Origin of the sequence: Amycolatopsis nalaikhensis (assembly GCF_030264295.1) — a bacterium.
Classification (GTDB): Bacteria; Actinomycetota; Actinomycetes; order Mycobacteriales; family Pseudonocardiaceae; genus Amycolatopsis; species Amycolatopsis nalaikhensis.
On sequence record NZ_CP127173.1, the window covers coordinates 6890430 to 6914891 of the forward strand.

Annotated in this window: 26 protein-coding genes and 6 pseudogenes; 17 read left to right on the plus strand and 15 right to left on the minus strand. The window is 70.6% G+C overall.

Features of this window, described 5'->3' with window-relative positions:
* Positions 1 to 106: 106 nt before the first annotated feature.
* A pseudogene (gene narY / locus QP939_RS33765) lies at positions 107 to 376 on the minus strand (nitrate reductase subunit beta); the annotation flags it as partial.
* 219 nt (positions 377 to 595) lie between these two features.
* Here narY and QP939_RS33770 point away from each other — a divergent pair.
* The 5 genes and pseudogenes from QP939_RS33770 (at position 596) to QP939_RS33790 (ending at position 4240) form a co-directional block, all read left to right on the plus strand.
* The gene (locus QP939_RS33770) at positions 596 to 1813 is read left to right on the plus strand and encodes a hypothetical protein (RefSeq protein ID WP_285450312.1); all 1218 of its coding nucleotides are present in this window, start codon (positions 596 to 598) and stop codon (positions 1811 to 1813) included.
* A 127-nt stretch (positions 1814 to 1940) separates the two neighbouring features.
* Positions 1941 to 2525: pseudogene (locus tag QP939_RS33775) on the plus strand (aminotransferase class III-fold pyridoxal phosphate-dependent enzyme); the annotation flags it as partial.
* Between the two features lie 76 nt (positions 2526 to 2601).
* Positions 2602 to 3183 (plus strand): aminotransferase class III-fold pyridoxal phosphate-dependent enzyme, encoded by a 582-nt coding sequence (locus tag QP939_RS33780; RefSeq protein ID WP_285450313.1) that lies wholly within the window; start codon positions 2602 to 2604, stop codon positions 3181 to 3183.
* 319 nt (positions 3184 to 3502) lie between these two features.
* Positions 3503 to 3823 (plus strand): annotated as a pseudogene (locus QP939_RS33785) (DUF4142 domain-containing protein); the annotation flags it as partial.
* Between the two features lie 150 nt (positions 3824 to 3973).
* The gene (locus QP939_RS33790; protein ID WP_285450314.1) at positions 3974 to 4240 is read left to right on the plus strand and encodes a helix-turn-helix domain-containing protein; all 267 of its coding nucleotides are present in this window, start codon (positions 3974 to 3976) and stop codon (positions 4238 to 4240) included.
* A 90-nt stretch (positions 4241 to 4330) separates the two neighbouring features.
* On the opposite strand, the gene QP939_RS33795 is transcribed toward QP939_RS33790, so the two are convergent.
* From QP939_RS33795 to QP939_RS33805, 3 genes are all read right to left on the minus strand, one after another.
* Positions 4331 to 4666, minus strand: a complete 336-nt coding sequence (locus tag QP939_RS33795; protein ID WP_285450315.1) for a hypothetical protein — start codon at positions 4664 to 4666, stop codon at positions 4331 to 4333.
* 748 nt (positions 4667 to 5414) lie between these two features.
* Positions 5415 to 6956, minus strand: coding sequence for a B12-binding domain-containing radical SAM protein (locus QP939_RS33800; protein ID WP_285450316.1), 1542 nt, complete (start codon positions 6954 to 6956; stop codon positions 5415 to 5417).
* A gap of 131 nt (positions 6957 to 7087) precedes the next feature.
* A complete protein-coding gene (locus QP939_RS33805; RefSeq protein ID WP_285450317.1) occupies positions 7088 to 7558 on the minus strand; it encodes a GyrI-like domain-containing protein in 471 nt (156 codons plus the stop codon).
* A 248-nt stretch (positions 7559 to 7806) separates the two neighbouring features.
* On the opposite strand from QP939_RS33805, the gene QP939_RS33810 reads away from it, so the two are divergent.
* The 7 genes and pseudogenes from QP939_RS33810 (at position 7807) to QP939_RS33840 (ending at position 11613) form a co-directional block, all read left to right on the plus strand.
* The gene (locus tag QP939_RS33810; protein ID WP_285450318.1) at positions 7807 to 8667 is read left to right on the plus strand and encodes a slipin family protein; all 861 of its coding nucleotides are present in this window, start codon (positions 7807 to 7809) and stop codon (positions 8665 to 8667) included.
* Positions 8668 to 8786: 119 nt separating this feature from the next.
* A pseudogene (locus QP939_RS33815) lies at positions 8787 to 8930 on the plus strand (DUF6307 family protein); the annotation flags it as partial.
* A 22-nt stretch (positions 8931 to 8952) separates the two neighbouring features.
* A complete protein-coding gene (locus QP939_RS33820) occupies positions 8953 to 9447 on the plus strand; it encodes a DUF5994 family protein (protein ID WP_285459905.1) in 495 nt (164 codons plus the stop codon).
* A gap of 23 nt (positions 9448 to 9470) precedes the next feature.
* Positions 9471 to 10538: a fatty acid desaturase family protein gene (locus tag QP939_RS33825; RefSeq protein WP_434219684.1), complete on the plus strand. Its 1068-nt coding sequence runs from the start codon at positions 9471 to 9473 to the stop codon at positions 10536 to 10538.
* Positions 10539 to 10589: 51 nt separating this feature from the next.
* Entirely contained in the window at positions 10590 to 10748 is a 159-nt protein-coding gene (locus tag QP939_RS33830; RefSeq protein ID WP_285460048.1) for a hypothetical protein, read from the plus strand.
* A 63-nt stretch (positions 10749 to 10811) separates the two neighbouring features.
* Positions 10812 to 11198: a hypothetical protein gene (locus QP939_RS33835; protein ID WP_285450320.1), complete on the plus strand. Its 387-nt coding sequence runs from the start codon at positions 10812 to 10814 to the stop codon at positions 11196 to 11198.
* A 79-nt stretch (positions 11199 to 11277) separates the two neighbouring features.
* Positions 11278 to 11613 carry a cupin domain-containing protein gene (locus tag QP939_RS33840; protein WP_285450321.1) on the plus strand — a complete coding sequence of 112 codons (336 nt, stop codon included), beginning with the start codon at positions 11278 to 11280 and terminating at the stop codon, positions 11611 to 11613.
* Between the two features lies 1 nt (position 11614).
* Here the strand turns inward: QP939_RS33840 and QP939_RS51960 are convergent, their stop codons facing one another.
* The 3 genes and pseudogenes from QP939_RS51960 to QP939_RS33855 all read right to left on the minus strand — a co-directional run bounded on the left by QP939_RS51960 (position 11615) and on the right by QP939_RS33855 (position 13691).
* Positions 11615 to 12256 (minus strand): STAS domain-containing protein, encoded by a 642-nt coding sequence (locus tag QP939_RS51960; RefSeq protein ID WP_352252790.1) that lies wholly within the window; start codon positions 12254 to 12256, stop codon positions 11615 to 11617.
* Positions 12190 to 13284, minus strand: a pseudogene (locus QP939_RS33850) (SulP family inorganic anion transporter); the annotation flags it as partial. The pseudogene QP939_RS33850 and the gene QP939_RS51960, both read right to left, overlap by 67 nt.
* Positions 13281 to 13691, minus strand: coding sequence for an ArsR/SmtB family transcription factor (locus QP939_RS33855; RefSeq protein ID WP_285450323.1), 411 nt, complete (start codon positions 13689 to 13691; stop codon positions 13281 to 13283). The pseudogene QP939_RS33850 and the gene QP939_RS33855, both read right to left, overlap by 4 nt.
* Positions 13692 to 14103: 412 nt before the next feature.
* Here QP939_RS33855 and nagA point away from each other — a divergent pair, with 412 nt between their 5' ends.
* Positions 14104 to 15255: an N-acetylglucosamine-6-phosphate deacetylase gene (gene nagA, locus QP939_RS33860; RefSeq protein ID WP_285450325.1), complete on the plus strand. Its 1152-nt coding sequence runs from the start codon at positions 14104 to 14106 to the stop codon at positions 15253 to 15255.
* Between the two features lie 4 nt (positions 15256 to 15259).
* On the opposite strand, the gene QP939_RS33865 is transcribed toward nagA, so the two are convergent.
* The 3 genes and pseudogenes from QP939_RS33865 to QP939_RS51965 form a co-directional block, all read right to left on the minus strand.
* A complete protein-coding gene (locus tag QP939_RS33865; protein WP_285450327.1) occupies positions 15260 to 16621 on the minus strand; it encodes a HAMP domain-containing sensor histidine kinase in 1362 nt (453 codons plus the stop codon).
* On the minus strand, positions 16611 to 17003 hold the full coding sequence (locus tag QP939_RS33870; RefSeq protein WP_285450328.1) for a response regulator transcription factor: 393 nt from the start codon (positions 17001 to 17003) through the stop codon (positions 16611 to 16613). Before QP939_RS33870 ends, QP939_RS33865 begins: the two co-directional genes overlap by 11 nt.
* Positions 17004 to 17031: 28 nt before the next feature.
* Positions 17032 to 17373, minus strand: a pseudogene (locus QP939_RS51965) (response regulator); the annotation flags it as partial.
* Between the two features lie 79 nt (positions 17374 to 17452).
* Between QP939_RS51965 and QP939_RS33875 the strand changes: the two are divergent.
* Positions 17453 to 18088, plus strand: a complete 636-nt coding sequence (locus tag QP939_RS33875; RefSeq protein WP_285450329.1) for a DUF2202 domain-containing protein — start codon at positions 17453 to 17455, stop codon at positions 18086 to 18088.
* A 45-nt stretch (positions 18089 to 18133) separates the two neighbouring features.
* Here QP939_RS33875 and QP939_RS33880 read toward each other — a convergent pair whose 3' ends face one another.
* The 4 genes from QP939_RS33880 to QP939_RS33895 all read right to left on the minus strand — a co-directional run bounded on the left by QP939_RS33880 (position 18134) and on the right by QP939_RS33895 (position 21212).
* On the minus strand, positions 18134 to 18493 hold the full coding sequence (locus QP939_RS33880; RefSeq protein ID WP_285450331.1) for a carboxymuconolactone decarboxylase family protein: 360 nt from the start codon (positions 18491 to 18493) through the stop codon (positions 18134 to 18136).
* A 107-nt stretch (positions 18494 to 18600) separates the two neighbouring features.
* The gene (locus QP939_RS33885) at positions 18601 to 19485 is read right to left on the minus strand and encodes a rhodanese-like domain-containing protein (protein ID WP_285450332.1); all 885 of its coding nucleotides are present in this window, start codon (positions 19483 to 19485) and stop codon (positions 18601 to 18603) included.
* Positions 19470 to 20000: an MBL fold metallo-hydrolase gene (locus tag QP939_RS33890; protein ID WP_285450333.1), complete on the minus strand. Its 531-nt coding sequence runs from the start codon at positions 19998 to 20000 to the stop codon at positions 19470 to 19472. The genes QP939_RS33885 and QP939_RS33890 overlap by 16 nt, the downstream gene beginning before the upstream one ends.
* Positions 20001 to 20006: 6 nt before the next feature.
* Positions 20007 to 21212, minus strand: coding sequence for an NAD(P)/FAD-dependent oxidoreductase (locus QP939_RS33895; RefSeq protein ID WP_285450335.1), 1206 nt, complete (start codon positions 21210 to 21212; stop codon positions 20007 to 20009).
* A gap of 249 nt (positions 21213 to 21461) precedes the next feature.
* Between QP939_RS33895 and QP939_RS33900 the strand changes: the two genes are divergently transcribed.
* The 3 genes from QP939_RS33900 to QP939_RS33910 all read left to right on the plus strand — a co-directional run bounded on the left by QP939_RS33900 (position 21462) and on the right by QP939_RS33910 (position 22765).
* Positions 21462 to 22025 carry a rhodanese-like domain-containing protein gene (locus QP939_RS33900; protein ID WP_285450336.1) on the plus strand — a complete coding sequence of 188 codons (564 nt, stop codon included), beginning with the start codon at positions 21462 to 21464 and terminating at the stop codon, positions 22023 to 22025.
* A gap of 82 nt (positions 22026 to 22107) precedes the next feature.
* Entirely contained in the window at positions 22108 to 22467 is a 360-nt protein-coding gene (trxA, locus tag QP939_RS33905; protein ID WP_285450337.1) for a thioredoxin, read from the plus strand.
* Between the two features lie 34 nt (positions 22468 to 22501).
* Complete coding sequence (locus QP939_RS33910; protein WP_285450338.1) at positions 22502 to 22765, plus strand: metal-sensitive transcriptional regulator; 264 nt, start codon at positions 22502 to 22504, stop codon at positions 22763 to 22765.
* On the opposite strand, the gene QP939_RS33915 is transcribed toward QP939_RS33910, so the two are convergent.
* On the minus strand, positions 22762 to 24453 hold the full coding sequence (locus QP939_RS33915) for an aminotransferase class V-fold PLP-dependent enzyme (protein ID WP_285450339.1): 1692 nt from the start codon (positions 24451 to 24453) through the stop codon (positions 22762 to 22764). The two genes, QP939_RS33910 and QP939_RS33915, sit on opposite strands and share 4 nt — an antisense overlap.
* Positions 24454 to 24462: the final 9 nt, after the last annotated feature.

Sequence of the window (24462 nt, forward strand, 5' to 3'; positions counted from 1 at the left end):
AGAGGTCCGGCGCAGCATGGCGACTCGATGCCGTAAAACCAGCAGTTCGACGTCCTTCACTGCGAAGGACCGGCCGAGCAGAACCAGTCAATCAGCGAGTCAACTTGTGGCCGGTGTCGCGCACGATGTCCACGACGGGCGACAGTGGCGGGATACACCAGACCATCGGCATGGTGCGGTATTTCGGGTGCAGCGGCAGCGCCACCCGGTAGGTGTTGATGAGCGCGTAGATCGGTCACCGGCGCGCGGCCTCGATCCGGTCCCGCTGGATGCCTGCGCGTTCGGCTTCGCGTTGCACCCGCGGGTCTTCCGGATCGAGCAGGACGCCGCGCTGGGCGTCGTAGAGCACGAGGCTGATGTAGCGCAGACGCTCGACGCGTCACGAGTCATTCGCCTGTGGTCATCGCGGCCTGCGAGCCAAACGTTGTTACGTCCGGTCCCGTTGTGGTCTACCCGGATGGTCGGCTGCATCAGGAGCGTCAGCGACATCGTTCGAGGGGCGTTGCCGGCGGTGCCATAGCAACACGGCCAGCGCGGCGAGGAAGACCAGCAGCGAGGTCCAGTCGTTGAGTCGCAGTCCGAGGAAGTGGTTGGCGTGGTCCACCCGCAGCGCTTCGACCCGCTCTACGGTTTCCACCACGCCGTCCAGGGGTGGATCGCGCGGCTGACGAACGTCCGCACGTTCACCTACCTGTTCGGGGACAGCAGTTACATCGTGCACTACCTGCGCGGGCTGGGGTACGACCTGTCCTCGGTCCGGCAGACCGGGTCGAACTTCGGGGTCGAGGTCAAGCACGAGACGCCGTTCCTGAGCACGGTCGGCACCGGGACCATGGTCTCGGACGGGCTTTCGCTGCTCAACGCGGACTACTCGGGTTCGTCCTTCCGGCTCCGCCGGACCGCCGTCGCGCCGGAAGCGTTCCTGGGCAACGACATCGCGTACCCGCCGGGGGCCCGCGTCGGCCGGAACTGCCTGCTGGCGACCAAGGTGCTGGTCCCGCTCGACGGTCCGGTCCGGGAGGACGTCGGCCTGCTCGGCTCGCCGGCGTTCGAGATCCCCCGCTCGGTCCGGCGGGACCGGGGCTTCGACCACCTGTGGACCGGGGCGGCCCGGCGCCGCGGGCCGGCGGCCAAGCTGCGACACAACACGGTCACGATCGCCTGGTACGTGCTCGTGCAGTGGCTGAACCTGACCGGGGTCGTCGGCATCGGGGTACTCGCGGGCGGGCTGCACCCGCGGTTCGGGGTGTTCGCCACCGCCGGGGGCATCGCGGCCGCGCTGTTGTTCTCCGTCCTCTTCCTGGTGCTGGCCGAACGCACGGCGCAGGGCTTCCGGCCGCTGCGGCCCCGGTTCTGCTCGATCTACGACCCCGTTTTCTGGCGGCACGAACGGTTCTGGAAGCTGAGCCCCGGCCGCTACCTCGCGCTGTTCAACGGCACGCCCTTCAAGGGCCTGCTGTGGCGGCTGCTGGGTGTGCGCGTCGGCCGCCGCGTCTTCGACGACGGGTGCGCGATGCCGGAGAAGTCGCTGGTCACCCTGGGCGACGACGTCACCCTCAACGTGGGCAGCGTGATCCAGTGCCATTCGCTCGAGGACGGCACGTTCAAGTCGGACCGCACCACTGTCGGCGCCGGGAGCACGATCGGCGTCGGAGCGTTCGTCCACTACGGCGTCACGATCGGCGAGGCGGCCGTCGTCGACGCCGATGCGTTCCTGATGAAGGGCTCCGTCACGGCGCCGGGGTCGCGCTGGCGGGGCAACCCGGCCACGGAGATCGCCGGTGAACCGGTCGCACCCGGGAGGTGGTCATGACCGGCGCCCGGACCACCATCACACAGCCGCACGTCACCGGTGACCTGCCCGGTCCGCGGTCGGCGGCTTCCTGGCGCACCAGCGGCGCTGGGAGTCCAACGCCCGGGTCTACCCGCGGAACCTGCCCATCGCCCTCGCCGAAGGGACCGGCAGCTACGTTCGGGACGTCGACGGGAACGTCTTCATCGACTTCCTGTCCGGCGCCGGGGTGCTCGCGCTGGGCCACAACCACCCCGAAGTGGTCCGCGCGGCGAACGACCAGCACCGGCTGCTCACCCACGGCCTGGACTTCCCGACCCCGGCGAAGCGCGCGTTCGTCGACGCTCAGCTGGCGATGCTCCCGCCAGCCCTGAGGTCACGGATGAAACTGCACTTCTGCGGCCCCGGCGGCGCGAACGCGGTGGACGCCGCGCTCAAGCTCTGCAAGACCGCGACCGGACGCGGGGACGTCGTGTCCTTCCAGGGCGGTTTCCACGGGGCTAGCCACGCGGCGATGGCGCTGACCGGCCTCGTCGCGCAGAAGCAGCCGATCGCCCACGGCGTGCCCGGTGTGCACTTCTTCCCGTACTCGTCCTGTTCACGGTGCCCGCTCGGGCTGACCCCCGACAGCTGCGACATCAACTGCGTCGGTCTGCTCGAAAACGCGCTGCGCGACCCGCTCGGTGGCGTGCCGCGGCCCGCCGCCGTGGTCATGGAACTGGTGCAGGGCGAAGGCGGGGTGATCCCGGCCCGCCGCGAGTTCGCCCGCCGGGTTCGCGCGCTGACCCGGGAAGCTCGACATCCCGCTCGTGCTCGACGAGGTGCAGACCGGGTGCGGCCGCACCGGAACCTGGTTCGCGTTCGAGCAGTACGACATCGAGCCCGACGTCGTGGTCGCCTCGAAGGCGTTGAGCGGGATGGGCCTGCCCGTGGCGGTCATCCTCTACGACCGTCGCCTGGACGTCTGGGCGCCGGGCGCGCACACGGGCACGTTCCGGGGCAACCAAGCGGCCTTCGCCGCCGGCGCGGAGACCGTGCGGATCATGCTGCGCGACGACGTTCTCGGCAACGTCCGGCGGCGCGGCGAGCAGCTCGGCCGGGCGCTCTCGGCGCTGCGCGACCGGACGTGGGTCCGGGAGGTGCGCGGCCTCGGCCTGATGTGGGGGATCGAACTCGCCTCCCCGCAGGACGGCCGCCCGGCTTCCGGGTACGCCCGCGCGGTGCAGGCACACGCGTTGCGGGCCGGGCTCATCCTTGAGCTCGGTGGCCGCGACGACTGCGTCGTCCGGCTCCTGCCGCCCCTGAACGTGACCCACGACGTGATCGAAGCGGCGAGCACGATCCTGCTCGACGCGATCGAGCACTGCCGTCCGCGACAAGGCGATTGCTGAGTCCCGAATGGGACGTCGCGGCTCGGGCCACGGATTGCCCGCGCCGCGATCGATCGCCGACGATCGTCCCGCCGCCCCCGACCCGAACCCAGGGAGATCACCATGAACATCCGGTCCGCATCCGTCGTCGCCGCGGTGCTCGGCGTCCTGCTGCCGGTCGTGCCGGCCGCGGGCGCCGCACCGCCGCCGGTCCGCTCAGACGTGTCCCAGCAGGATCGCGAGTACCTGAACCGGACGCACCAGGACAACCTGTTCGAAATCGTCACCGGCAACCTGGGGGACCGGGGCAGCTGCGCCCGGGTACGGGAAGCTCGGTCCCCGGTTCGCCGCGCACCACACGGAGCTGGACGCCGACCTGGTCGCCGTCTCGGCGCAGGCCGCCGTCACGCTGTACTCCGTGCCCGATCCCGGCCAGCTCAGGCAGATCGCCGACCTGTCGGCCCGGTCGGGCGGGGACTTCGACACCGCCTGGCTGCGGGACCAGGTCGCCGCGCACCTGCGGGGACTCGCACAGGGTGAGCGGGAAACCCGCAACGGGTGGTCGCCCGAGGTGAAGGCACTGGCCGCCAGGTCGGCGCCCGTGCTGTGGCACCACTTGGACGAGGTGCGGGCCGCGGTGGCCACCTGCACCCCCGGGTGAGGGGAGACCGTCCGGCGCCGGCTCCGCGGGAGAACGGCCGTATCATCCGGTTGACGGTCCTCACCCGGTACCGGAAGCGGGACGATCGCAGAGGCCCGAGCACCGGACAACACACCGAGGGGAACTGTGCACTGCGCCACGACGCTCGTGGTGGACGACCAGCCCGTGCTCAGGTACGCGGTCCGGCAGCTGCTGCAGGACTACGCCGGCGTCCGGGCGGTGACCGAAGCCGGCACCGAACGGGAAGCGTTGCGGCAACGCGAACAGAACCACCCCGACATGGTCATCACCGAGCTGTCGATCTCCGGGGAGCACTGGACATATGTCGAACCTGAGTCTGCTCACGGCGTTCCCTTCGTCTGCCGTCGCGATGGTGTGGAGGACAAGGCGGACACGTGCTGCGCCCACCGGCCATGACCGGACCGGCCGACAGCGGACATGTCCGGCATGCACACGGTCCGGAGAGCGAGGACTGGATCATTTCGCCGCGGCGGGGAGCAAGCGGCCTCAAGCGTCCTGGTCACGAGCAGGGAGCGCGAGCCGCCGGATGAGCGTGGTGACCAGCGCGCTCAACCCGACCCAGGCGAGCGCCGCGAGGCCATCGTTGAGGAGAGTCCGCGCTCCGGCCGAGGCCGGCGTGAACAGATCTTCGAACCCCAGGGACACCGCTCCCGACCAGCCGCGGACGAACGCCGCGATCCCGTTGGCGGGATTCGCGTCGCCCATGACCAGCACGATCCGGGCGAGCAGCACGACCGCGAACGTTCCGCAGATGATGTGCACGATCGTGCAGGCCGGCCGGACCTGCCAGATCCGGGTCCACCGCCGGTTGCTTCCCTGCACACCTGGTTCCGGTGGGTCGCTGGGCGGAGTCGGAGCGCGCCATCGGGGTCGGTGCGGGGATAGGGGTCCGAGTCGGTCATGGCCTTCGCCTCCGGTGTCGGAAAGGCCGACGTATACGAGGAGCGTGCCGCGCAGGTGGTGGCGCCGATGCGGCCGATGGACCCTTCGGGGAAGGACTTCGGTGAGTCGACGCGGCCAGAACGGTCCGGGTGGCTTGACGCTGCTCGCGGACACCGTCCACGAAGCGCGCCCGGCTCGGGCACGGGTGCCGGAGCTGTTACTTCCCGCGGCCCGAGGGACGGCGGCGCGCGTACCGCGGGCCGTGGAAGACGCTGGCGGCGAGCAGGATGCCGAACACGAAGCCGAAGTCGTACCAGTGCCCGTTGTTGTACACCTCGTAGACGCCGACGTGGTCGTTGAACAGCGAGACGAGGAACGTGATCGGGCAGATGAAGCTGTGTCAGAGGCCGAGCCAGAAGCCGGGTTGGAGGGCGGTGCCGGCGACGGTGTTCGCAGCCGGCGCACAGCCGGCCAGGAGCACTCCCAGGTTTGCGGCCGGCCCGGCGACGGTGAGCAGGCGCCGGAAGGCGGGGCGACGTCGGAGGTTCACGGCACCACCATGCCGGGCCCGGCGTTCACCCAGAAGGGTCTAAGGTCCTCGACCGGGATCCCCTTGCTCCTCGGGACTTACCGCTCCCGGGAGGTCCCAGGTCCGCGGCATAGGGAGCGAAGGAACCGCGATCCGCCGCTACTGCTGCTTGTCGAGGCCGGAATGGGGTGGAGTGCCGGCCGGTGAGAGGTCGGGTGTCCGGTCGGCCGGGGTGAGCAGTTCGGCGTAGCGGCCCAGCATGCGATCGCCGAGGTGGCGGTAGAAATCCGGCAGGACTGTGGTGCGGCCTTCGTGGAAGGCGAGGAATCCCGGATCCGAGCGCAGCATTTCCAGGATGCGGCGGAAACTCGCGACGTCGGCGCGGAAACCCGCGGTGCGCGCCCGGTGGACGTATCCGACGAGGCGGTGGGACGTGCTCCGCAGCCGTCGGCGCAGCATCGCCGGGGACGCGGCGTGCGAGTAGAGCTCGATGAGCTTTTCGTAGTAGGTGATCGGGTCGTAGTGCTTGATGGTGGTCACCAGGTAGGGCGCGTAGTAGAACGTGAACGGCATGGTGGTGAGGATCCGGCCGGCCGCGGTGAGTTCGGCGTGCAGCGGCGTGCCGCCGAACGGCACCGGGATGTTGATCGTCGGGAAAGCGAACGGGGCCAGGTCCATGAACCGTTTGGTCAGCTCGACCGGGTCGTCGCCCTGGTCGGTGTCGAGCCCGAACATGAAGTTCGCCTGCAGGTATGGCACATTCTCGGCGAGTTGGGCGAAGTGCGCGGCGACGCGGTCGACCTTCGCGGTCCCGCCGGTCCGGCCGACCCCGGCTTTGTTCGAGTAGTCGGTCCACGACTCGACGCCCGGCGCGACCATGGCGCAGTTCGTTTCCTTCAGCCGCCGTGGCCGGTCTCCGCGCAGGACCGTGAGCGAGCTTTCGATGATGTAGGGCGGGCGTTGGCCGGGAGGTTGGTCCTCCAGCGTTTCGAAGACCTGGTCGAACTTCACGGCGAAGTTGGGGTCGTGGAACACGATGAGCCGGTTCGGCAGGTGCCGGGCCAGGTATCGCAGGTCGGCCTGGAGGCGGTCGGTCGGCAGTGGGCGGTAGGTGCTGTTCCAGTCGATGCAGAAGTCGCATCGGTAGGGGCAGCCCATGCTGGCGAGCATGGGGACGGCGGACAGCAGCAGTGGCTTGCGTTTCCAGAAGAAGGCCGACGCCCGGATTTCGGGCATCCGTTCCTCGACGGCCGGTACGTCGTCGAACGGGCGGTCGGCCGAGATGATGGTGCCCGGGTCGAACTGGCCGGCCAGGATGTCGGCGACCAGTTCCGGGTTGCACTCCTGCACGACCAGGTCGAAGAAGCGCAGGCAGTCGACCGGGAAGGCCTTGGCGTGCGGGCCGCCGATCACCGTGCGGACGCCGGCCCGGCGGTAGAGCTTCGCCAGCGCGTAGGCGAGGTGGCTGACCTGCGTGTAGCAGGAGATGAAGACCACGTCCAGGTCGGTGGGCAGCAGGCGGTGCGGCCGACCGAGGCCGTAGTAGGTGGCGTAGAACGTCTCGTGCCCGTTCCGGCGGCACCACACCGAGACCGCCTGCGGCGTGATACTGGCGTACTGCTTGGTGATCAGCAGCTGGTAGGCGAGGTCCACCGGGCGCCGGACCGGTGAACCGAGAAGATCGAGGATTCCGACTCGCACCACGTGGCCCCTTCGGATAGCCCGGCCAGGCAGGAAACAAGGATCAGCGACGAGCTGACGGCGACGTCGCCGGGGACTGGGGCAACGCGGCGATCAGGTGCGAGTATAGGGGCCTGCTCCGAAACGACGGTTCAGTGGATCCGGTACGGCTGCACGACCTCGGTTCGCCAGGTACCCGGATCGGGTTGCTCCGCAGGGGAGGTCAAGTAGATCTCCCAGGCGTCCCCGGCGAGTTCGCCGTCGTGCTCGTGCACCCACGAAGCGAGCGCGCCGTAGGCGGACTCCATCGCGTCGTATGGTCCGATGTGGACGGTCTCGGCGACCGGACCGCCCGGGAGCGTCGACGGGTGGACGTCGTCGACGGGTTCGATGGCGGTGGCGACCGGAAACCCCGCTTCGACGCGGAACCGGCCCTCGGCTTCCGGGTGGTAGCGCGCGAACGGGGGGCCGGTCGGTGCCCAGCCGTGGGCGGCCAGGACTTCGGCGATGGTGCCGTAGTGCCGGCCGAGCCAAGGCCCGATCTGCGCGACCGGCAAGGTCGCTTCCACGACGGCGGTGGGCTGCTCGTTCCGGTTGTGCAGCCGGATCTCGTGGATCTGCATGACGAGAGTGTCCGAGTGGCTGCCCGAGCGGGGCCAGAGTCGTCCGTCCCGCCGGAGAAGGACTTTCGGCCCGCGCCGGACGGATGCCGGTGGCCGAGGTCCCGGGCCACGGTGACTTCCGGCCGTGGCCGCGACCACGTCGGCGGGCTTGGCTTGGCTCACGGACGACGGCCGTCCGCCTGGACTCCGGCGACCTGGGAATGTCGCACGGAGGTCGCCCGGGTTCCACCTACGACGGGAGACTCACCATGAATGGCTGGATCATCGCCGCGGTCGCCGTGGTCGTCCTGCTCCTGCTGGGCATGTCGATCAGGATCGTGAAGCAGTACGAGAAGGGTGTGTTGTTCCGGCTGGGCCGGGTCATCGGGGTGCGCGAGCCGGGGTTGCGGTTCATCATCCCGGTCGTCGACGTCCTGCGGCAGGTGTCGCTGCGGATCGTGACGATGCCGATCCAGTCCCAAGGCATCATCACGCGGGACAACGTGAGCGTCGACGTGTCCGCGGTGGCGTACTTCCGCGTGGTCGACGCGACCAAGTCGGTCGTGGCGATCGAGAACGTCCACGCGGCGATCGACCAGATCGCGCAGACCACGCTGCGGAAGGTCGTGGGGCAGCACACACTCGACGAGACGCTGTCCGAGACGGATGCGATCAACTCCGACATCCGCCAGATCCTCGACGTCACGACGACCGAGTGGGGCGTGGAGGTCACGTTGGTGGAGCTGAAGGACATCCAGCTGCCGGAGTCGATGAAGCGGGCGATGGCGAAGCAGGCGGAGGCCGAGCGGGAGAAGCGAGCCAAGATCATCAACGCGGAGGGTGAGTCGCAGGCTGCCGCGGCCTTGGGTGACGCGTCGGACACGATGATGGCGCACCCGCTGGCGTTGCAGCTGCGGAACCTGCAGAGCCTGGTGGAGATCGGCGTGGACAAGAACACCACGGTCGTGTTCCCCGCGCCGCTGATGAGCACCATCGGTGAGCTCGGGACTTTCCTCGCCCGCGAAGCCGCGTCGGCCACCGCGGTGGTTCCGGCCCGGCCGGACGCGGCGTTCACCCCGGCTCCGGCCGCGCCCCGGCGGGAAACGCCGGCGGTTCCGGCTTCGGTGTAGCTACCGGGCGCTTCGGGACGTTGGTCCACCGGGATGAGTGCTTTGCGCCCTTTCCCGGTGGACCGGGCCCGTTCGATCATCGAAGGAGCACGGCATCGGTCGTCGGGAGAAGGTTCGAGATGGACGTGGAACCGGTCTACGTGTCCCGTTACGAGCAGCGCGTGAAGCTCGTGGAGGACGTGGTGAAGGACAATTCGCCGCTGAGTGCGGAAGAAGCCCGCGAGCTGGCGATTCGGCTGCTGCGGACGCTTGAAGAGATTCCCGAGAAGATCCGCGGAGGTCGTCATGGGAAACGAAACTCTCGCCAAGACGGACTCGGAGCGTCGCACGTCGCGGGTGTCGGTGAAGCCGGCCGGTTCTCCCGCCGGCTTCGTGGACGGCGCCTGGTGGCCGCGGACGGCAGACCTGGCCGCCGAGCTGCCGGACCTGCTCGCCGCCCTGGCCGGTCGGCTGGGGACTGCCGAGCGGGTCACCTTCAACCTCACGGCTTGGGAGTCGCCTGGTCGCCGGCTGATCGTCGGAGGCCGGGTGGTGCGCCTGGAAGGGTTCCGCTCGCAGCACCCCGGCACCCTGACGGTGATCGGGACCGGCGGCCAGCGGCGGCTCACCCTGCTGACCGTGCCGCCCGGAACCGAACCCGGGACCGCCGGGCGGGTGCTGAGGACGGCCTCGGAGGTGGGCAACGTCGAGCGCCCCGAGGCGCTGCTCGGGGCCGACGGGATGGCGTCGGCCCGGCAGCGCTGGGAAGCGGAAGGCGGGCGCCTGCGGGCGCCGGCCTGACAGCACGATCGGGAGGTCGAACCATGAACTCCGTTCAACCGCAGACTCGGCAAGTGCCGGGCCCCAAGCACGGCAGCGAATACGCCGAACTGCTGCACGTCGTCAAGGAAGCCGGGCTGATGCGCCGCCGTCCGGTGCACTACGCGGTGAAAGGCAGCCTGACGTTGCTGGCCTTCGCCGGCGCCTGGGTGGTCTTCGTGCTGCTGGGGGACACGTGGTGGCAGTTGTTCACCGCGGTGTTCCTGGCCGTGGCGTGCACGCAGGTCGCGTTCCTCGGGCATGACGCCGGGCACAAGCAGATCTTCCCTCGCCGCTGGGCGAACGACGCGGTGGGGATCGGGCTGGCCGGGCTGGTCGGGATGAGCTACGGGTGGTGGGTCGGCAAGCACAACCGCCACCACGCCAACCCGAACGTCGAGGGCGCCGATCCGGACATCGACATCGCCGCGCTGGCGTTCACGCCGCGGCAGAGCCGGGCGAAGCGGGGGTTCCTGCGGTGGATGGCGAAGTACCAGGCGTTTCTGTTCTTCCCGCTGTTGCTGCTGGAGGGGCTCGATCTGCACTGGTCGGGCATCAAGGCCGTGTGGCACGGCGGGCTCAGGGCCCGGTGGGTGGAGGCGACCTTGCTGACGATCCACGTCGTCGCCTACCTGGCCGCGGTGTTCCTGGTCCTTTCGCCCGGCAAGGCGTTCGTGTTCATCGCGGTGCACCAGGGTCTGTGGGGTCTTTACATGGGGTGCTCCTTCGCGCCGAACCACAAGGGGATGCTGACGTTGTCGAAGGGGAACCAGCTGGACTTCCTGCGCAAGCAGGTGCTGACTTCGCACAACGTCACCGGCCGGCCGTGGGTGGACTTCGCGCTCGGCGGGCTGAACTTCCAGATCGAGCACCACCTGTTCCCCAGCATGCCTCGCCCCACGCTGCGGCGTGCTCAGCCGTTGGTGCAGGCGTTCTGCGCGAGCAGGGGGATCAGTTACAGCGAGGGTGGCCTGCTGATGTCCTACGGCCAGATCCTGCGGTACCTGCACGAGGTCGGCGCGCCGTTGCGGGCCGAAGACGCGCGGAAGAAGGGCCGCGCGAGAAGCCACTGACGCAAAGGCGTCCGTGGACCGGATTTCGTTCCAGTCGACCAGGAGGTCGTCATGATGATTTTGATCGTTGTTCTGCTGGTGGTCTGGCTGATCACCGCCGTCATCGGGTTCGCGTTCAAGGGCCTGGTCTGGCTGGCCATCGTCGGGATCGTGCTGTTCGTCGGCACCGCCGTCATCGGTTTCGTCCGCCGCCGGGCACTTCGCCGCTGACGGATCGCCTGCGGGTCGGTGAACCCCGGAAGCCGCGGCGCCCTGCCGCGGAGAGGAGAGAATGTGTCCTGGCGAGCGCCTGACGACGAGAGCTGGCGGCGGAGCACCCTGATCACCCATCACCTGGACCACCCACCGCAGGTCAAGGCCCTCGTCGACGAGCTGTACGCGACGCTGTCCGAGAACGGGCGCCGCGACTACGAAACCATGATCGCGGCGGAGTACGCCGGCCCCGATGAGCAGGTCGAGCACCACTCGTTCGGTGACGGCGTGCTCAGCGTCATCGCCCGGCCGATGCGTGACGCGGAGACGTTGCGGCTGACTCACCTGGTCTACGGCGGGTGCACCGCCCACGAGATCCGGCAGGACCTGGTGGCTCGGGGCCTGGGCTCGCTGGCCATCACCTGGGTGTACCCGCCGGACACCGTCCTGCTCGAGGAGGACGGCTAGTCAGCGCCGCGGATGCCGACCCGCGCCACCAGTACCGTCGATGAGGGGCTGACCCGACTCCGCGGAGGTAATCAGGCAAATGACCATCCACGAAGATGTCACCCAGCTCGACGCCGTCTCGGCGGAACTGCTCGAGGAAGCGCGCCGCCACGATGCTCACCGTGCGGCGCGGACCCTCATCACCGGCTCCCTCCAGCGAGCGACCGTCGTCGCGCTCGCCGAAGGCGCCGAGCTCGCCGAACACGACGCACCGCCCGCCGCCACCCTCTACGTCGTCACCGGCCGCGTGCAGCTGCACACCCACGACCACACCTGGATGCTCGAGCGCGGTCAGCTCGTCCGCATTCCCCCGGAACGGCACGGGCTGACCGCGCTCGCCGACAGCGCGGTCCTCCTCACCGTCGCATTGCACTAGGTCAGCCCTGCGTGCCGACGGCGGTGGCGTCGGTCGCCCGGGCGCGTTGCACGTGTGATCGGGCGTGGGCGGCTGCTTCGCCGAGGTCGGTGAACAGGTGGTTCTCGTGCCGGAGCTTGCCGAGGGCGCCGGTGGCGGTCAGCAGGTGCCGGTGGTGCGGCCGGATGCCCTTGACCAGGACCGTGATGCCGCGGGCTTCGAGTTCTTCGATTGCTTCGCCGAGTGCTTTGGCTCCGGTGGCGTCGAGGAGGTGCAGGCGGGACAGGCGCAGGATGACGACGAGGACGTCGTCGGCGATGTCGGCGATGTCGGTGACGATGCGTTCGGAGGCGCCCAGAACAGGGCGCCTTCGAAGCCGAACACCGCGATGTGCTCGTCGCCGGGGGTGGCGGGGCCGGGCAGCGGGTCGTGGCGGGCGTGGGCGGCGCCGGCGAGGTGGCGCAGGGCGAAGAAGGCGGCGACGAGCAGGCCGATCTCGACGGCGAGGATGAGGTCGGCCGCGACGGTCACGAGGGCGGTCACGGCGAAGGTGGTCGCGCTGGACCGGCTCGCGCGGAGGACTTCGCGGATCGTGGGCAGCGGCACCATGCGCAGGCTGGTGATCATGAGGACGCCGGCCAGCGCGGCCAGCGGGATGCGGGATACGAGCCCGGTAGCGGTGTAGATCACCGCGAGGATCACCAGGGCGTGGGTGATGGCGGCCAGCCGCGTCCGGGCGCCGGAGCGGACGTTGACCGCGGTGCGGGCGATCGCACCGGTGGCGGGCATGCCGCCGAAGAGACCGCTGGCGATCGAGGCCAGTCCTTGGCCGACGAGTTCGCGGTCCGGGCGGGTCGGCCCGACCGACGGCCCGCCGCGGGTCATCGTCACGGCGACGCGGGCGGAGAGCAGGGACTCGATGGCCGCCAGTGCGGCGACGGCGATGACGGCGCCGGTGAGGTCGCCGGCCGCGCCGAGGGTGAAGGACGGCAGGGCGGGGGTCAGTGTGCTGGGCAGTCCGCCGATCCGGGGGAGGGGTGCATGGAGGAGCTCGGCTGCGATGGTCGCCGCGGCGACCGCGAGCAGGGATGCCGGGAGCCCGCGGTGCAGCTTGGGCAGCGCCAGCATGATGGCCGCGATGAGCGCCACGGTGGCGATCGTCCAAACGGCTGTCCCGCCGCCGGTCACGGCGTGAGCGACGGCGTTGGCCGCGCCCAGGAGCGGGTTCTTTCCCGGCGGCGCGGTGGCGCCGACGGCCGCGGGGACCTGTTGCAGGAAGATTATGCAGGCGATCCCGAGGGTGAAGCCCTCGACGACTGGCCAGGGGAGGTACCCGACCAGCCTGCCCAGCCGCGCGGCTCCCGCGACGAGCACGACCAGCCCGCCGAGGATCGAGACCAGGGCGATCGAGGACGGTCCGTGGGCTGCGACGATCGGGGCCAGGACGACGGCCATCGCGCCGGTCGGTCCGGACACCTGGACCGGGGAGCCGCCGAAGACGGCGGCCACGATCCCCGCCACGACGGCCGTGACCAGCCCCGCCGCGGGTCCTGCGCCCGAGCTGACTCCGAAGGCCAGGGCCAGGGGCAGGGCCACGACGCCGACGGTGACCCCGGCGAGGAGGTCTGCGCGCAGCACGGGCCCGTGGAGGTCGTAGTCACCACGGCCGGGCAGCAGGTCGCGGGCGGTCACGCCCGGGCCGCGATCGCGTCGAGCACGGCTTGGGGGCTCGCGCCGGGCAGCGGCGGCAGTTCGCGCGCGGCGCGCAGCTGCTCCGAACCGGGGCGGAGCCCGGCCAGCAGGAACGCGCGGGCGACGACCAGAAGCTCGGCCACCAGCGGTTCGGCGAGCCAGTAGTCGACGGCGTTGCCGGTCCGGGACGAGGTGACGACCCGGGTGCGGCGCAGCACTGCAAGGTGCTGGGACAGCTGGGAAGCTTCGCAGCCGGTCACCTCCAGCAGCCGGGTCACCGACGCGCCGTCGTCACCGGCGGCGGCCAGCACCTCCAGGACCTGGATCCGCGTCGGGTGCGCGAGGCACTTGAACAGGTCGGCCTTGATCCGGTACAGCGGCTCCGTCGTGCGGGATCTTGCGGGCATGAGCACCTCCTGGATTGATGACTCTATCAATCCATCAATCCGTAGCGGATCCGGCAGTGGCATGCGAAGGACGAAAGTCCATTCGAGGCGTGACATTCGCCTGGTGATCAATGCGACGCCGTCGTCGAAGCTGAGCAGTGTCCGACGGACACCAGGTGGAGGTCGGTGACCGGCGCGGCCGGCGGCCTCGGCGGTTTCATCCCGCCGCTGGTGATGGGCGCCAGCTACGGCGCATTCAGCTCCTACGCCTCGGTCTCGCCGCGTTGGCCGTGGTCGCCGCGGCCGCGCTCGTGTTCACCGCCGGCATGGGCGCCCGCCGGGCGCCCATGCCGGCCGCGAAGGACTGGTGGCCCGGCTGCGGGCTTGAGTTCCGGCTCGGCCTTGCCCAGGACGGCGGGTGGAGCGGGCGAGGATGGACCGATCGAGCACGGTGCCCGCGTCCGGCGTGGTGCCGGAACGGAGGAGTGTCGTGCGGTTGGGCGTGGCAGGTGCACTGGTCGGTGGTGCGTACCGGCGCGGTGACGTCGAGGTGGACCGGGAGAGCGGGCGAGTCGTCGCCGTGGGCGTCGGCGGGACCGGGGCCGGAATGGCCGTGCCCGGCCTGGTCGATCTGCAGGTCAACGGATTCGCCGGCGTCGACTTCCTGACCGCCGACGTCGGCGGCTACGCGCACGCGGGTGCCGCATTGGCTCGCACGGGAGTGCTGGCCTACCAGCCGACGCTGATCACCAGTCGTGCCGGGCAGACCGTGGCCGCCATCGAGACCGCCGCCAAGGCACGGGCGGCGCCAGGCGGTGCCCGGATCCTCGGCGTGCACCTGGAAGGGCCGTTCCTGTCTCCCGCGCGGCCCGGGACACATCCGGCCGGGCTGCTGCGGGCTCCGGACACCGAGCTGATCGGACGGCTGCTCGCCGCCGGTCCGGTCACGCAGGTGACCTTGGCACCGGAACTGCCCGGTGCGCTGGAGGTGGTCAGCGCGTGCGTTCAGGCCGGTGTGCTCGTCTCCTGTGGCCACAGTGACGCGACGGCGGCCGAGGCACACGCGGCTTTCGACCGCGGTGCGCGGTCGGTCACGCACCTGTTCGACGCGATGCGCCCGTTCACCCATCGCGACCCCGGCATCGCGGGTGCCGCGCTGACCCGCGACGACGTGTTCGTCGGGGTGATCGCCGATCCCGGCCACCTCGCCCCGGAAGCGGTCCGCCTGGCCTTCCAGGCGGCGCGCGACCGGGTCGTGCTGGTGACCGATGTCCTGGCCGCCGGTGGCTGCCTGGACGGCCACTACCGGCTGGGCGACGTCGAGTTCGACGTGTCAGGTGGCACGGCCCGGCGTGCCGACGGCACGCTGGTCGGCACCACGATCACGCTGCTCGACGCGGTCCGCGGAGCGTGCGCGGCGGGGGTACCGCCGGAAGCCGCCCTCAACGCGGCGACCCGCACACCAGCCGCGCTGTTCCCGCAGGCCGGCCTCGGGCTGCTGCGTCCGGGCGACCGCGCCGACGTTCTCGTTCTCGACGACGCGCTGACGCTTCGCACAGTCCTGCGAGAAGCACGAGAGCTGTGATGCGCTACGCGCCTCCGGCATCCTTCAGCGGGAGGGTGATGGTGAACGTGCTGCCGCCGTCCGGTTCTGAAGCCGCGGTGACCGTGCCGCCGTGGGCGGTGACGAGTTCCCGGACCACGGCGAGGCCGATGCCCGCACCGGGGACCGGGGCGCCGGACCGGCCGCGCCACCGCCGCTCGAACACGTGCGGCAGCTCGTCGGCGGGGATCCCCGGTCCGGTGTCGGCGACTTCGATGGTCGCGGCGCCGCCGGCGGAGCGGGTCCGGATGGTGACGCTGTCGCCGGGCCGGGCGTAGCGGGCGGTGTTGCCGAGCAGGTTCCCGACGGCTTGGTGCAGCCGATCGGGATCGGCGTGTACCGGGATGTGCTCGGTGAGTTCGGAGTGGACGTCGATGCCGGCCGCGCGCAGCCGGGCGCTGTGGGCCGTCACCACTTCGCCGATCAACGCGGCGAGGTCGAAGTCGGTGAGGCGCAGGGAGACGGCGGCGTTTTCCGCGGCGGTCAGGTCGGCGAGGTCCTGCACGACCCGGCCGAGCCGTAACGCCTGGTCGTGCAGGCTGGTCAGCCGTTCGACGTCGGGCGGTTCGAGTCCGTCGCGCAGTTCCTCGAGTCCGGCCTGCAGCGTGGCCAACGGGGTCCGGAGTTCATGCGCGACGTCGGCGGTGAGGTTCCGCCGCGCGCGGTCGGCCCGGGTGACCTGGTCGGCCATGTGGTCGAAGGCGTCCGCCAGCTCGCCGAGTTCACCGGGAGCCCGGAGCAGGGCTCGGGCCGAGCGGTCACCGGCGGCGATGTCCTTCGCCGTGGCAGTGAGCCGGACCAGTGGATCGGCGATGCGCCGGCTGACGAACCAGCTCGCGGTCACCGCGAGCAGCAGCGCCACCGCGGCCGCGAGGGCGATCCAGCCCCACGCGACGTCCTTGGCCGCGGATGCAGTGGACGTGCCGAACGCGAGCTGGACCGCCCCGACGGTTACGCCGCTCACCACGACGGGAGCATCGACACGGCCACCGCCGAGCGCACCGGCCATCGGGGTGCTCATCCCGGGCATGCCGTGCCCCCGTCCGGTGACGGGTGAACCGTCGACGTCCCGGACGACGAGCCGGGCTCCTGCGCCGGTGGCGATCGCGACTGCGGCGTCCGGTCGGGCCCCGGTCCAGCTGCCCGCCGCGGCGTACGCCGCGCCTGCAGCGGTGGCCACCTGTTCCGCGGTCTGCTGCCGCTCGGCGTGTTCCGCGGCGGCCAGGCCCCGGTCGGTACCCAGCAGCGCCGCCGCCGCGAGCACCAGCACCGACGACAGCGCCACCAGCACGAACGCCAGCAGTAGCCGCCAGGCCAGCGGTCCCCATCGCGGGCGGTCAGTGGTCACGGGGCAACCCCAGCCGGTAGCCGACGCCGAGCACGGTCTGCACCACGTCCGCGCCCGTGGGGCCGAGCTTGCGGCGCAGGTTCTTCACGTGGGAGTCGATGGTGCGTTCGTAGCCTTCGAACTCGTAGCCGCGGACCCGGTTGATCAGCTCGTAGCGCGAGTACACCCGCCCGGGCACGGCCGCCAGCGTGACCAGCAGGCCCCACTCGGTGGGGGTGAGCTCCAGCAGTTCGCCCTGCCAGTGAACCTCGTGCCGTGACTCGTCCAGGCGCAGTTGGCCGTCCCCGTACGACGCCGTCGCCGGGTCGGGGGAGCCGGTCACGCGGTTCAGCACGGCCTGCACCCGCAACACCACCTCGGTCGGGCTGAACGGCTTGGTCACGTAATCGTCCGCGCCGAGCTTCGAGCCCGTGGATCCGGTCGTCGACGGACCCGCGGGCGGTCAGCACGACGACCGGCACCCCGCCGTCGCGGTGGGCTGCGCGCAGCACCTCCAAGCCGTCGATGTCCGGCAACCCGAGGTCGAGCACGACGATCCCGACGGCGTGGGCGGTGAGCATCGTGAGCGCCTGGGCGCCCGAACCGGTGGTCACCACGGCGAAGCCGGCGCGTTCGAGGTACCGGCGCAGCAGTTCCCGGATCTCCTTCTCGTCCTCGACGACCAGCACGGTGGCACTCACACCGGCAGGTCTACCCGGTGCGGTGCCGGCGGATCGAGAGTCCAAGGTCCCCGGTGCCGGTCTCCACGCCATCTCCACACCGACCACACGGGACCTCGCCGCGAGGGACGCACCCTGAAGGTGTCAGAGGAAATCCGGAGAAGGAGGAGTCATGAGGACCCGCACACTGATCACCACGATCGCCGCGGGCGGCATCCTGAGCGTGGGTGCGCTCGTCGCGATCCCCGCGTTCGCCGGTGGCCCGCCGACCGGGACCGGTCCGGGGCGTGACGCCGGTTCGGGCGTCATGGTCCAGGGCGGGATGAACCGCGACGGGAGCTGCCTCACCGGCGTCGCCGACCCGAGTGGCTCGCTCAGCGAGGCGCAGCGCACGACGCTGGCGGCCAACGCCGAAGAGGAGAAGCTCGCGCACGACCTCTACACCGATTTCGCCGGCCGCTACGACGCCGTGGTCTTCGACCGGATCGCCAGGGCGGAGACGGCTCACCTGGACGCCGTGCGGACCCTGATGGCCCGCTACGGGGTCACCGATCCCACCGCGGGCCAGGCGCAGGGCCACTTCACCACTCCGGCCGTGCAGACGACCTACGACAAGCTGCTGGCCCAGGGGGCGAGCGGTCAGGCCGCGGCGCTCGAGGTGGGGCGGACGGTGGAGACGACGGACATCGCCGACCTGCGGAAGGCCCTCGACGGAGCCACCGCGCCCGACGTCCAGCGGATCTACCAGCACCTGTTGACCGCGTCGCAGCACCACCTGACGGCGTTCGAGAACTGGCTCGCGCGATGAGTGCGACACGGGCGCCGAGATCTCCCGGGGTCTCGGCACCCGCGCTCACCCGGGCAACTCGTCGCGTTCCCGAGCGAACTCCTGGAAGGCGGCGAAGGCGCGGGGGCCGTAGACGGTGGCCGGGCCGCCGTTCATCATGATCGCGACGCCGATGGCCTCCGCTCCCTCCTCGAGCGTCGCGCCCTTGCGGACCGCGCCGCGGGCGTGGGCGGCGATGCAGCCGTCGCACTCCTTGCTCACCGAGATGGCCAGCGCGATGAGTTCCTTGGTCTTCGCGTCCACGGCACCCGCCGCGAGCGCGGCTTCGTGCAGCTGCGCGAACCCCTGGTAGACCGTGGGAATCGCCTTGCGCAGGTCCCGCGCAGGTTCCCGCAATTCGTCCCGGACCGTCTTGCCGTATCCCATGGCTGATCCCTTCCCGCACCGGACTCGGCAGCCAGTGTGCGCCGAACGCGCGGGAACCGGGGAGCCGATCGTCCCGCCTCGGCGGTACTTTCGGCCCCTCCCGGTGCTCAGGCGTCCGCGCCGGTGAAGGCGAGTTCCCAGGCGCTGTAGCCGCCGGTCAGGTCGGACACGTCAGCCCAGCCATTGCGGCGCAGCAGGCTGGCTGCGATCGAGGACCGGACGCCGCCGGCGCAGTACACGACCACCGGCGCGCCGGACGGGACGTCGGCCAGCCGGTTCGGCAGTTCGGCGAGCGGGATGTGCAGGGACCCGTCGATGGTGCCGCCGGCCAGTTCGCCGATGTTGCGCACGTCCAGGACCACCGGCCGCGCCGGACCCGCGAGTGCGGCGTGCAGTTCGGTCGCGGTGAGCCTGCTCGCGCGATCAACTTGACCCGGGATGTTCAGGAGTACGGACTCGGGTTCGGGCAGGTACCCGGCGACGGTGTCGAGCCCGATCCGCCCCAAGCGGGTGATGACCTCCTCCTCGGCACCGGGTGGGGCGATGACCAGGATGTCCTCACCGGGGCGCAGCACCATGCCGGCGCGTTCGGCGAAGCGGCCGTCGGCCGGGACGTTGAGCGAGCCGCGCAGGTGCGCGGCCGCGAACTCCTGCGGCTCCCGCGTGTCAAGCACGACAGTGCCCGCGTCCCGCCGGGTCAGGAACTCCTCGACCGGGAGCGCTTTGAGGTGCGCGGGCACGTCGAGCAGATTGCGGTGCTTGCGGTTGAGCACGGCGTCGTGCCCGAAGTACCCGGGGGCCGAGGGCTGGCCTTCGGTGACGATGGCGACGAACTCGGCTTCGCTCATGGGCGCGCACGCGTAGTTGGTCAGCCGCTGCATGCCGATCGTGGACTGCCGCTCGGTGGACAGGTTCTTCCCGCAGGCCGATCCGGCGCCGTGGGCGGGGAACACGCGGACCTCGTCGGGCAGGGCCATCAGCTTGTGCTGCACGCTGTGGTGGAGTTCGCGGGCGGCTCGTCGGCCGAGGAGCCGAGCGAGGACAGCAGGTCCGGGCGGCCGACGTCGCCGATGAACAGCGCGTCGCCGGTCAGCACGCCGTACGGGACTTCGTCGTTGGCGTGTTCGTAGACCAGCACGCCGATCGATTCCGGGGTGTGGCCGGGGATTTCGAGGATCTCCAGGGTGACGTCACCGAGACTGATGCTGTCACCGTCGCCGAGCCGTTTGATGGGGAATTCGACGCCGGTGGCGCGGCGGCCGTGGCCGATCCAGGCGCCGGTGCGGGCGGCGATTTCCAGGTGCCCGGCGATGAAGTCGGCGTGGAAGTGGGTGTTGATCACGCCTTCGATGGTGAATCCGCGGGCGTCGGCGTCGTCGAGGTACTCGGTGACGTCCCGGCGGGGATCGACGACGACGGCGCGGCCGGTCTTCTCGTCGGCGATCAGGTACGAGGCTTGGGAGAGGCATTCGAGGTAGTGCTGGGCGAAGTACACGTTGTGCTCCAAGGGGTTTCAGGCGAGGCCGGGCAGCATGGCGTGCCAGTAGAAGGCGGGCAGGCCGTAGCGCTTGAGCAGCCACATGTCGCGGCGCTCCCGGGTGGTGTCGATGAAGGGGATCGTGGGCGCGGGTTCGAGGTCGTAGCCGAACTCGGCGAGCAGCATCTTGTCCCGGGCGGTGACCAGGGGGCAGGAGGTGTAGCCGTCGTAGCGGGCCGTCGGTTCCTGGCCGGTGAGTACTGCTTTCAGGTTCGCGACGATGACGGGTGCCTGTTTGCGGATGGCGGCGCCGGTCTTCGACGTCGGCAGGTCGGCGACATCGCCGAGGGAGAACACCTCGGGGAACCGCTTGTGCCGCAGGGTGTACTGGTCGACGTCGACGTAGCCGAACGGGTTCTCAGGGTTGGCCAGGGGACTCGCCTTGACGAAGGCGGGTGCGCTCTGCGGTGGCACCGCGTGCAGCAGGTCGAACGGCAGCGCCTCCTTGGTCCCGGTGGTGTGATCGACGATCCCCGCGGTGCGCGCGGCGCCGTCGACCTCGACGAGTTCGCTGGTCTTGCGGACTTCGATCCCGTACCGGGCCGCGACGCGTTCGAGCCGTTCGGCCCAGACCGGGACCTTGAACATGACCGGGCCCGGGAGCACCAGCACGATCCGGATGTCGTCCAGCACGCCCCGCCGCCGCCAGTGGTCGGCGGCCAGGTAGGCGATTTTCTGCGGGGCACCGGCGCACTTGATCGGCCCGGCGGGCTGGGTGAACACCGCCGTTCCGCGGCGGAGGCCGCGGATCAGCTCCCAGGTGCGGGGCGCGAGGTCCGCCCGGTAGTTCGAGCTCACCGGCGCCTCGGCCAGAGCTTCGGCGAGACCCGGGACGCCGCCGAAGTCCAGCTGCAGGCCCGGCGCGAGCACCAGGGTCTCGTAGTGCAGTCGCTGTCCGCTCGCTGTGGTGACGACCTTGGCCGTCGGGTCGATCGCCGTCGCGGCCTCGGCGATGTGCTCGACGCCCTTCGGGATGACCTTCGCCTCCGGGCGGCCGGTGCGCCGGACGTCGACCTGACCGCCGCCGACGAGCGTCCAGAGCGGTTGGTAGTAGTGCGTCACCGCGGGGTCGAGCACCGTGACGCCTTCGACGCCGCCGCGGCGCAGCCGGGCGGCGACGGTGATGCCGGCGGTGCCGCCGCCGACGATCAGAACACGGTGGGGGACGGGGGAACTGCCCATTCGAGGCTTCCTTCGCTGGTCGTCGACCCGAGTATTTAAGGTACCCCTGGGGGTATCTGCTCTCCACGGTAACCAGCCGGGGCGCATCGTGCAAGTTCCCTGCCAGGCAAGGGTCCTTGGTCTCGGAAGGTGGAGAGTGCCTGCTCTGAATGGTCGTCTCGGTATACCCCCGGGGGTACTTGGTACTGTCGCCTTCGTGGCCCGGCCGGGACCGTCCGGCCGGCGCGGCCCCTCGGAAAGGAAACCCAGGTGAGTTCTCTCGATGTCGCTTCCGCGCGTCATCTCATCGCGAACAACCCCGACACGCTCGTGGTCGACGTCCGCACCCCGGCCGAATTCGGCACCGCTCACATCCCCGAAGCGGTCAACCTGCCGCTCGACCAGGTCGACACCCACCTCCGCCGCATTGTCGACGACGCCGGCGGCCGGGTGATCCTGGTCTGCCAAGGCGGTTCGCGTGCCGAGCGCTGTCAGCGTGTGCTCGCCGCCGCCGGGCTGGCCGACACGACAGTGCTCGACGGCGGGATGAACGCGTGGGCCGCAGCGGGCGCTCCGATCGCCCGGGGCGTCCCGCGATGGTCCTTGGAGCGTCAGGTGCGGCTGGCGGCGGGCAGCATCGTCCTGCTGGCGGTCGTGGTCAGTCTGTGGTGGCTCCCGGCGCGCTTCTTGGCCGGGGTGATCGGCGCCGGGCTGGCGCTGGCCGCGGTCACCGACACCTGCGTCCTGGGCATGCTGCTGACGAAGCTGCCGTACAACCGGCGCGGCGGAACCGACATCGAGCACTCTCTCGCCCGGCTGTCGCGGCAGGGCTGAGCGAGGGCGGCGTGCCGGGAACAATCCCGGTGCGCCACCGGTTGACAGATACGCCGGGGGGTATGTGAGACGAGGAGGGCCCATGGCCACTGTGGAACTGACCAAGACGAACTTCACCGAGATCGTGGACGGCCCGGGCACGGTCCTGGTCGACTTCTGGGCGTCGTGGTGCGGACCGTGCCGGATGTTCGCCCCCGTCTTCGAGCAGGCGGCGGCCCGGTATCCCGACATCACGTTCGGGAAGGTCGACACCGAGGCGCAGGTCGAGCTGGCGCAGGCGTTCGGCATCTCGTCGATCCCGACGTTGATGGCGGTGCGCGACGGCGTCGTCGTCTACTCGCAACCGGGCGCGCTGCCCGCGGCCGCCCTGGAGGAGCTGATCGGCAAGGTCCAGCAGCTCGACATGGCGCAGGTGCGTGCCGAAGCCCGGTCACGATCGTGAGCACGTACCCTGGGGGGTACCAGAGGAGGTTGGCGTGGAGCTGAACGAAGACGTGGTCGCGGACGTGCGCAAGCGGCTGCGGCGGGCCCAGGGCCAGGTCGGTGGCCTGATCCAGATGATCGACGAAGGCCGTGAGTGCCGGGACGTCATCATCCAGCTCGCCGCGGTGTCCCGGGCGCTGGATCGGGCCGGGTTCCGGCTGATCGCCAGCGGGCTGGAGCAGTGCGTGTCCGACGATTCGGAGAAGGGTGCCGCCGACCGTGAGCAGCTGGAGAAGCTCTTCCTGACCCTGGCCTAAGGACCCAGGCAGCCGGGCGGGAGCGGGAACCACCGCAGAATCTCGAAGTCGTGGGACAGCGCGCTGGGCTCGTCGAGGGCGACGTCCGGCCGCGACCGCAGGATCCGCTCGGCCCGCTGTAGGTGCTCGGCCAGGGCGTCCTCGCCGAGCCGGTGGGCAGGCTCCTCCGGAATGGCGTCGAACGCGCGCAGGTCCGGGACCCGCGGCGTGAACTCGGCCGAGCGGGCATGGCGCCAGAGTCCGGTGTGTGGGTCGAAGCGGTACTCGGGCAGCAGCCGGTGGCCGTGCTCGGCGAGCAGCGTGACGGCGTCGACCAGGTAGTCGCGGGCGGTGTCGGAGATGAAGTAGTTGAAGTTGAGCCGGGCCCAGCCCGGCTTGATCCCGTCACACCCGCGGGCACTCTCGTCGTCGTAGGCGATCGAGTGCTCGGGGTCGATGGCGAGCAGCCGGTGCCCGTAGGGCCCGGCGCAGGAGCAACCGCCGCGGGCCTGGATGCCGAACAGGTCGTTGAGGACGGTGACGACGAAGTTGTGGTGCAGGAACAGGCCGCCGGCGCGGATCCGGAACGACACGATGGACAGCCGGGCCGCCCGGTGGTCGCCGAGCACCTCGATCGCGGGATGAGCCGACCAGCGGGTGATCGCGTGCTGCCACAGCCGTTCCTCGCGGGCCTGGATGAGGTCCGTGCCGACGGCGTCCTTGAGCGCGAAGGCGATGCCCGCGCGGACGGACTCCACGATCGCAGGAGTGCCGCCTTCCTCGCGGGCGACCGGATCGTCGAGGTAGCGGTGCCCGTGCGGGCCGACGAACGCGACGGTGCCGCCGCCGGGGACGGTGGGCACCCGGTTGGTGACGAGGTCGCGCCGCACGACCAGGACGCCGGGGGTCTGCGGGCCGCCGACGAACTTGTGCGGGGAGAGGAAGAGTGCGTCCTTGTGGTCGCCGCGGCCGGGTGTGCTTTCGGCCATCCGGATCGGCACGTAGGGCCCGGCGGCAGCGTAGTCCCAGAACGACAGTGCGCCGTGCCGGTGCAGCAGGGCCGCGACGCGATCGGTGTCGGTGAGGATGCCGGTGACGTTCGAGGCCGCGGAGAAACTGCCGATCCGCAGCGGCCGATCCGTGTACCGGAGGAGTTCCGTTTCGAGCCGGCCGAGGTCGATGTGGCCGTTCTCGTCCTCGTCGATGACGACGACGTCGGCGATCGATTCACGCCAGGGCAGCTCGTTGGAGTGGTGCTCGTACGGCCCGACGAACACGACCGGCCGCTCGCCGGCGGGAATGTGGTCGGTGAGGCGGTAGCGCTCGTCGAGGCCGGCGGGGATGCGCAGCTCGAGAATGCCGATCAGCTTGTTGATCGCGGCCGTCGCGCCTGAGCCGCAGAAGATCACCAGGTCGTCTTCGGCAGCGCCCACCGAAGCGTGGACGATGGCCCGTGCCTGCTCGCGCAGCAGGCCGGTGTGCAGTCCGGTGCCGGAGCTTTCGGTGTGGGTGTTGGCGTAGCGGGGGAGGACGTGCTCGCGGATGAAGTCTTCGAGGAAGTCCAGGGCCCGACCCGAAGCGGTGTAGTCGGCGTAGGTGATGCGGTGCGGGCCGTAGGGGCCGTCGAGGACCTCGCCCTCACCGATCAGGCCCCGGCTGATCCGGTCCAGCAACGCGGATGCCGTAGCGGGCCTTGCGGTCTGGGGCACCGGGACTCC

Coding starts and splice junctions, on each gene's coding strand:
- QP939_RS33805 (WP_285450317.1), bottom strand. CDS start 7,558: ATGCAGATCCACGAGATCCGGCTGCACAACCGGAACGAGCAGCCCACC.
- QP939_RS33810 (WP_285450318.1), top strand. CDS start 7,807: ATGAATGGCTGGATCATCGCCGCGGTCGCCGTGGTCGTCCTGCTCCTG.
- QP939_RS33820 (WP_285459905.1), top strand. CDS start 8,953: ATGGGAAACGAAACTCTCGCCAAGACGGACTCGGAGCGTCGCACGTCG.
- QP939_RS33825 (WP_434219684.1), top strand. CDS start 9,471: ATGAACTCCGTTCAACCGCAGACTCGGCAAGTGCCGGGCCCCAAGCAC.
- QP939_RS33830 (WP_285460048.1), top strand. CDS start 10,590: ATGATGATTTTGATCGTTGTTCTGCTGGTGGTCTGGCTGATCACCGCC.
- QP939_RS33840 (WP_285450321.1), top strand. CDS start 11,278: ATGACCATCCACGAAGATGTCACCCAGCTCGACGCCGTCTCGGCGGAA.
- QP939_RS33855 (WP_285450323.1), bottom strand. CDS start 13,691: ATGCCCGCAAGATCCCGCACGACGGAGCCGCTGTACCGGATCAAGGCC.
- nagA (WP_285450325.1), top strand. CDS start 14,104: ATGGACCGATCGAGCACGGTGCCCGCGTCCGGCGTGGTGCCGGAACGG.
- QP939_RS33875 (WP_285450329.1), top strand. CDS start 17,453: ATGAGGACCCGCACACTGATCACCACGATCGCCGCGGGCGGCATCCTG.
- QP939_RS33880 (WP_285450331.1), bottom strand. CDS start 18,493: ATGGGATACGGCAAGACGGTCCGGGACGAATTGCGGGAACCTGCGCGG.
- QP939_RS33895 (WP_285450335.1), bottom strand. CDS start 21,212: ATGGGCAGTTCCCCCGTCCCCCACCGTGTTCTGATCGTCGGCGGCGGC.
- trxA (WP_285450337.1), top strand. CDS start 22,108: ATGGCCACTGTGGAACTGACCAAGACGAACTTCACCGAGATCGTGGAC.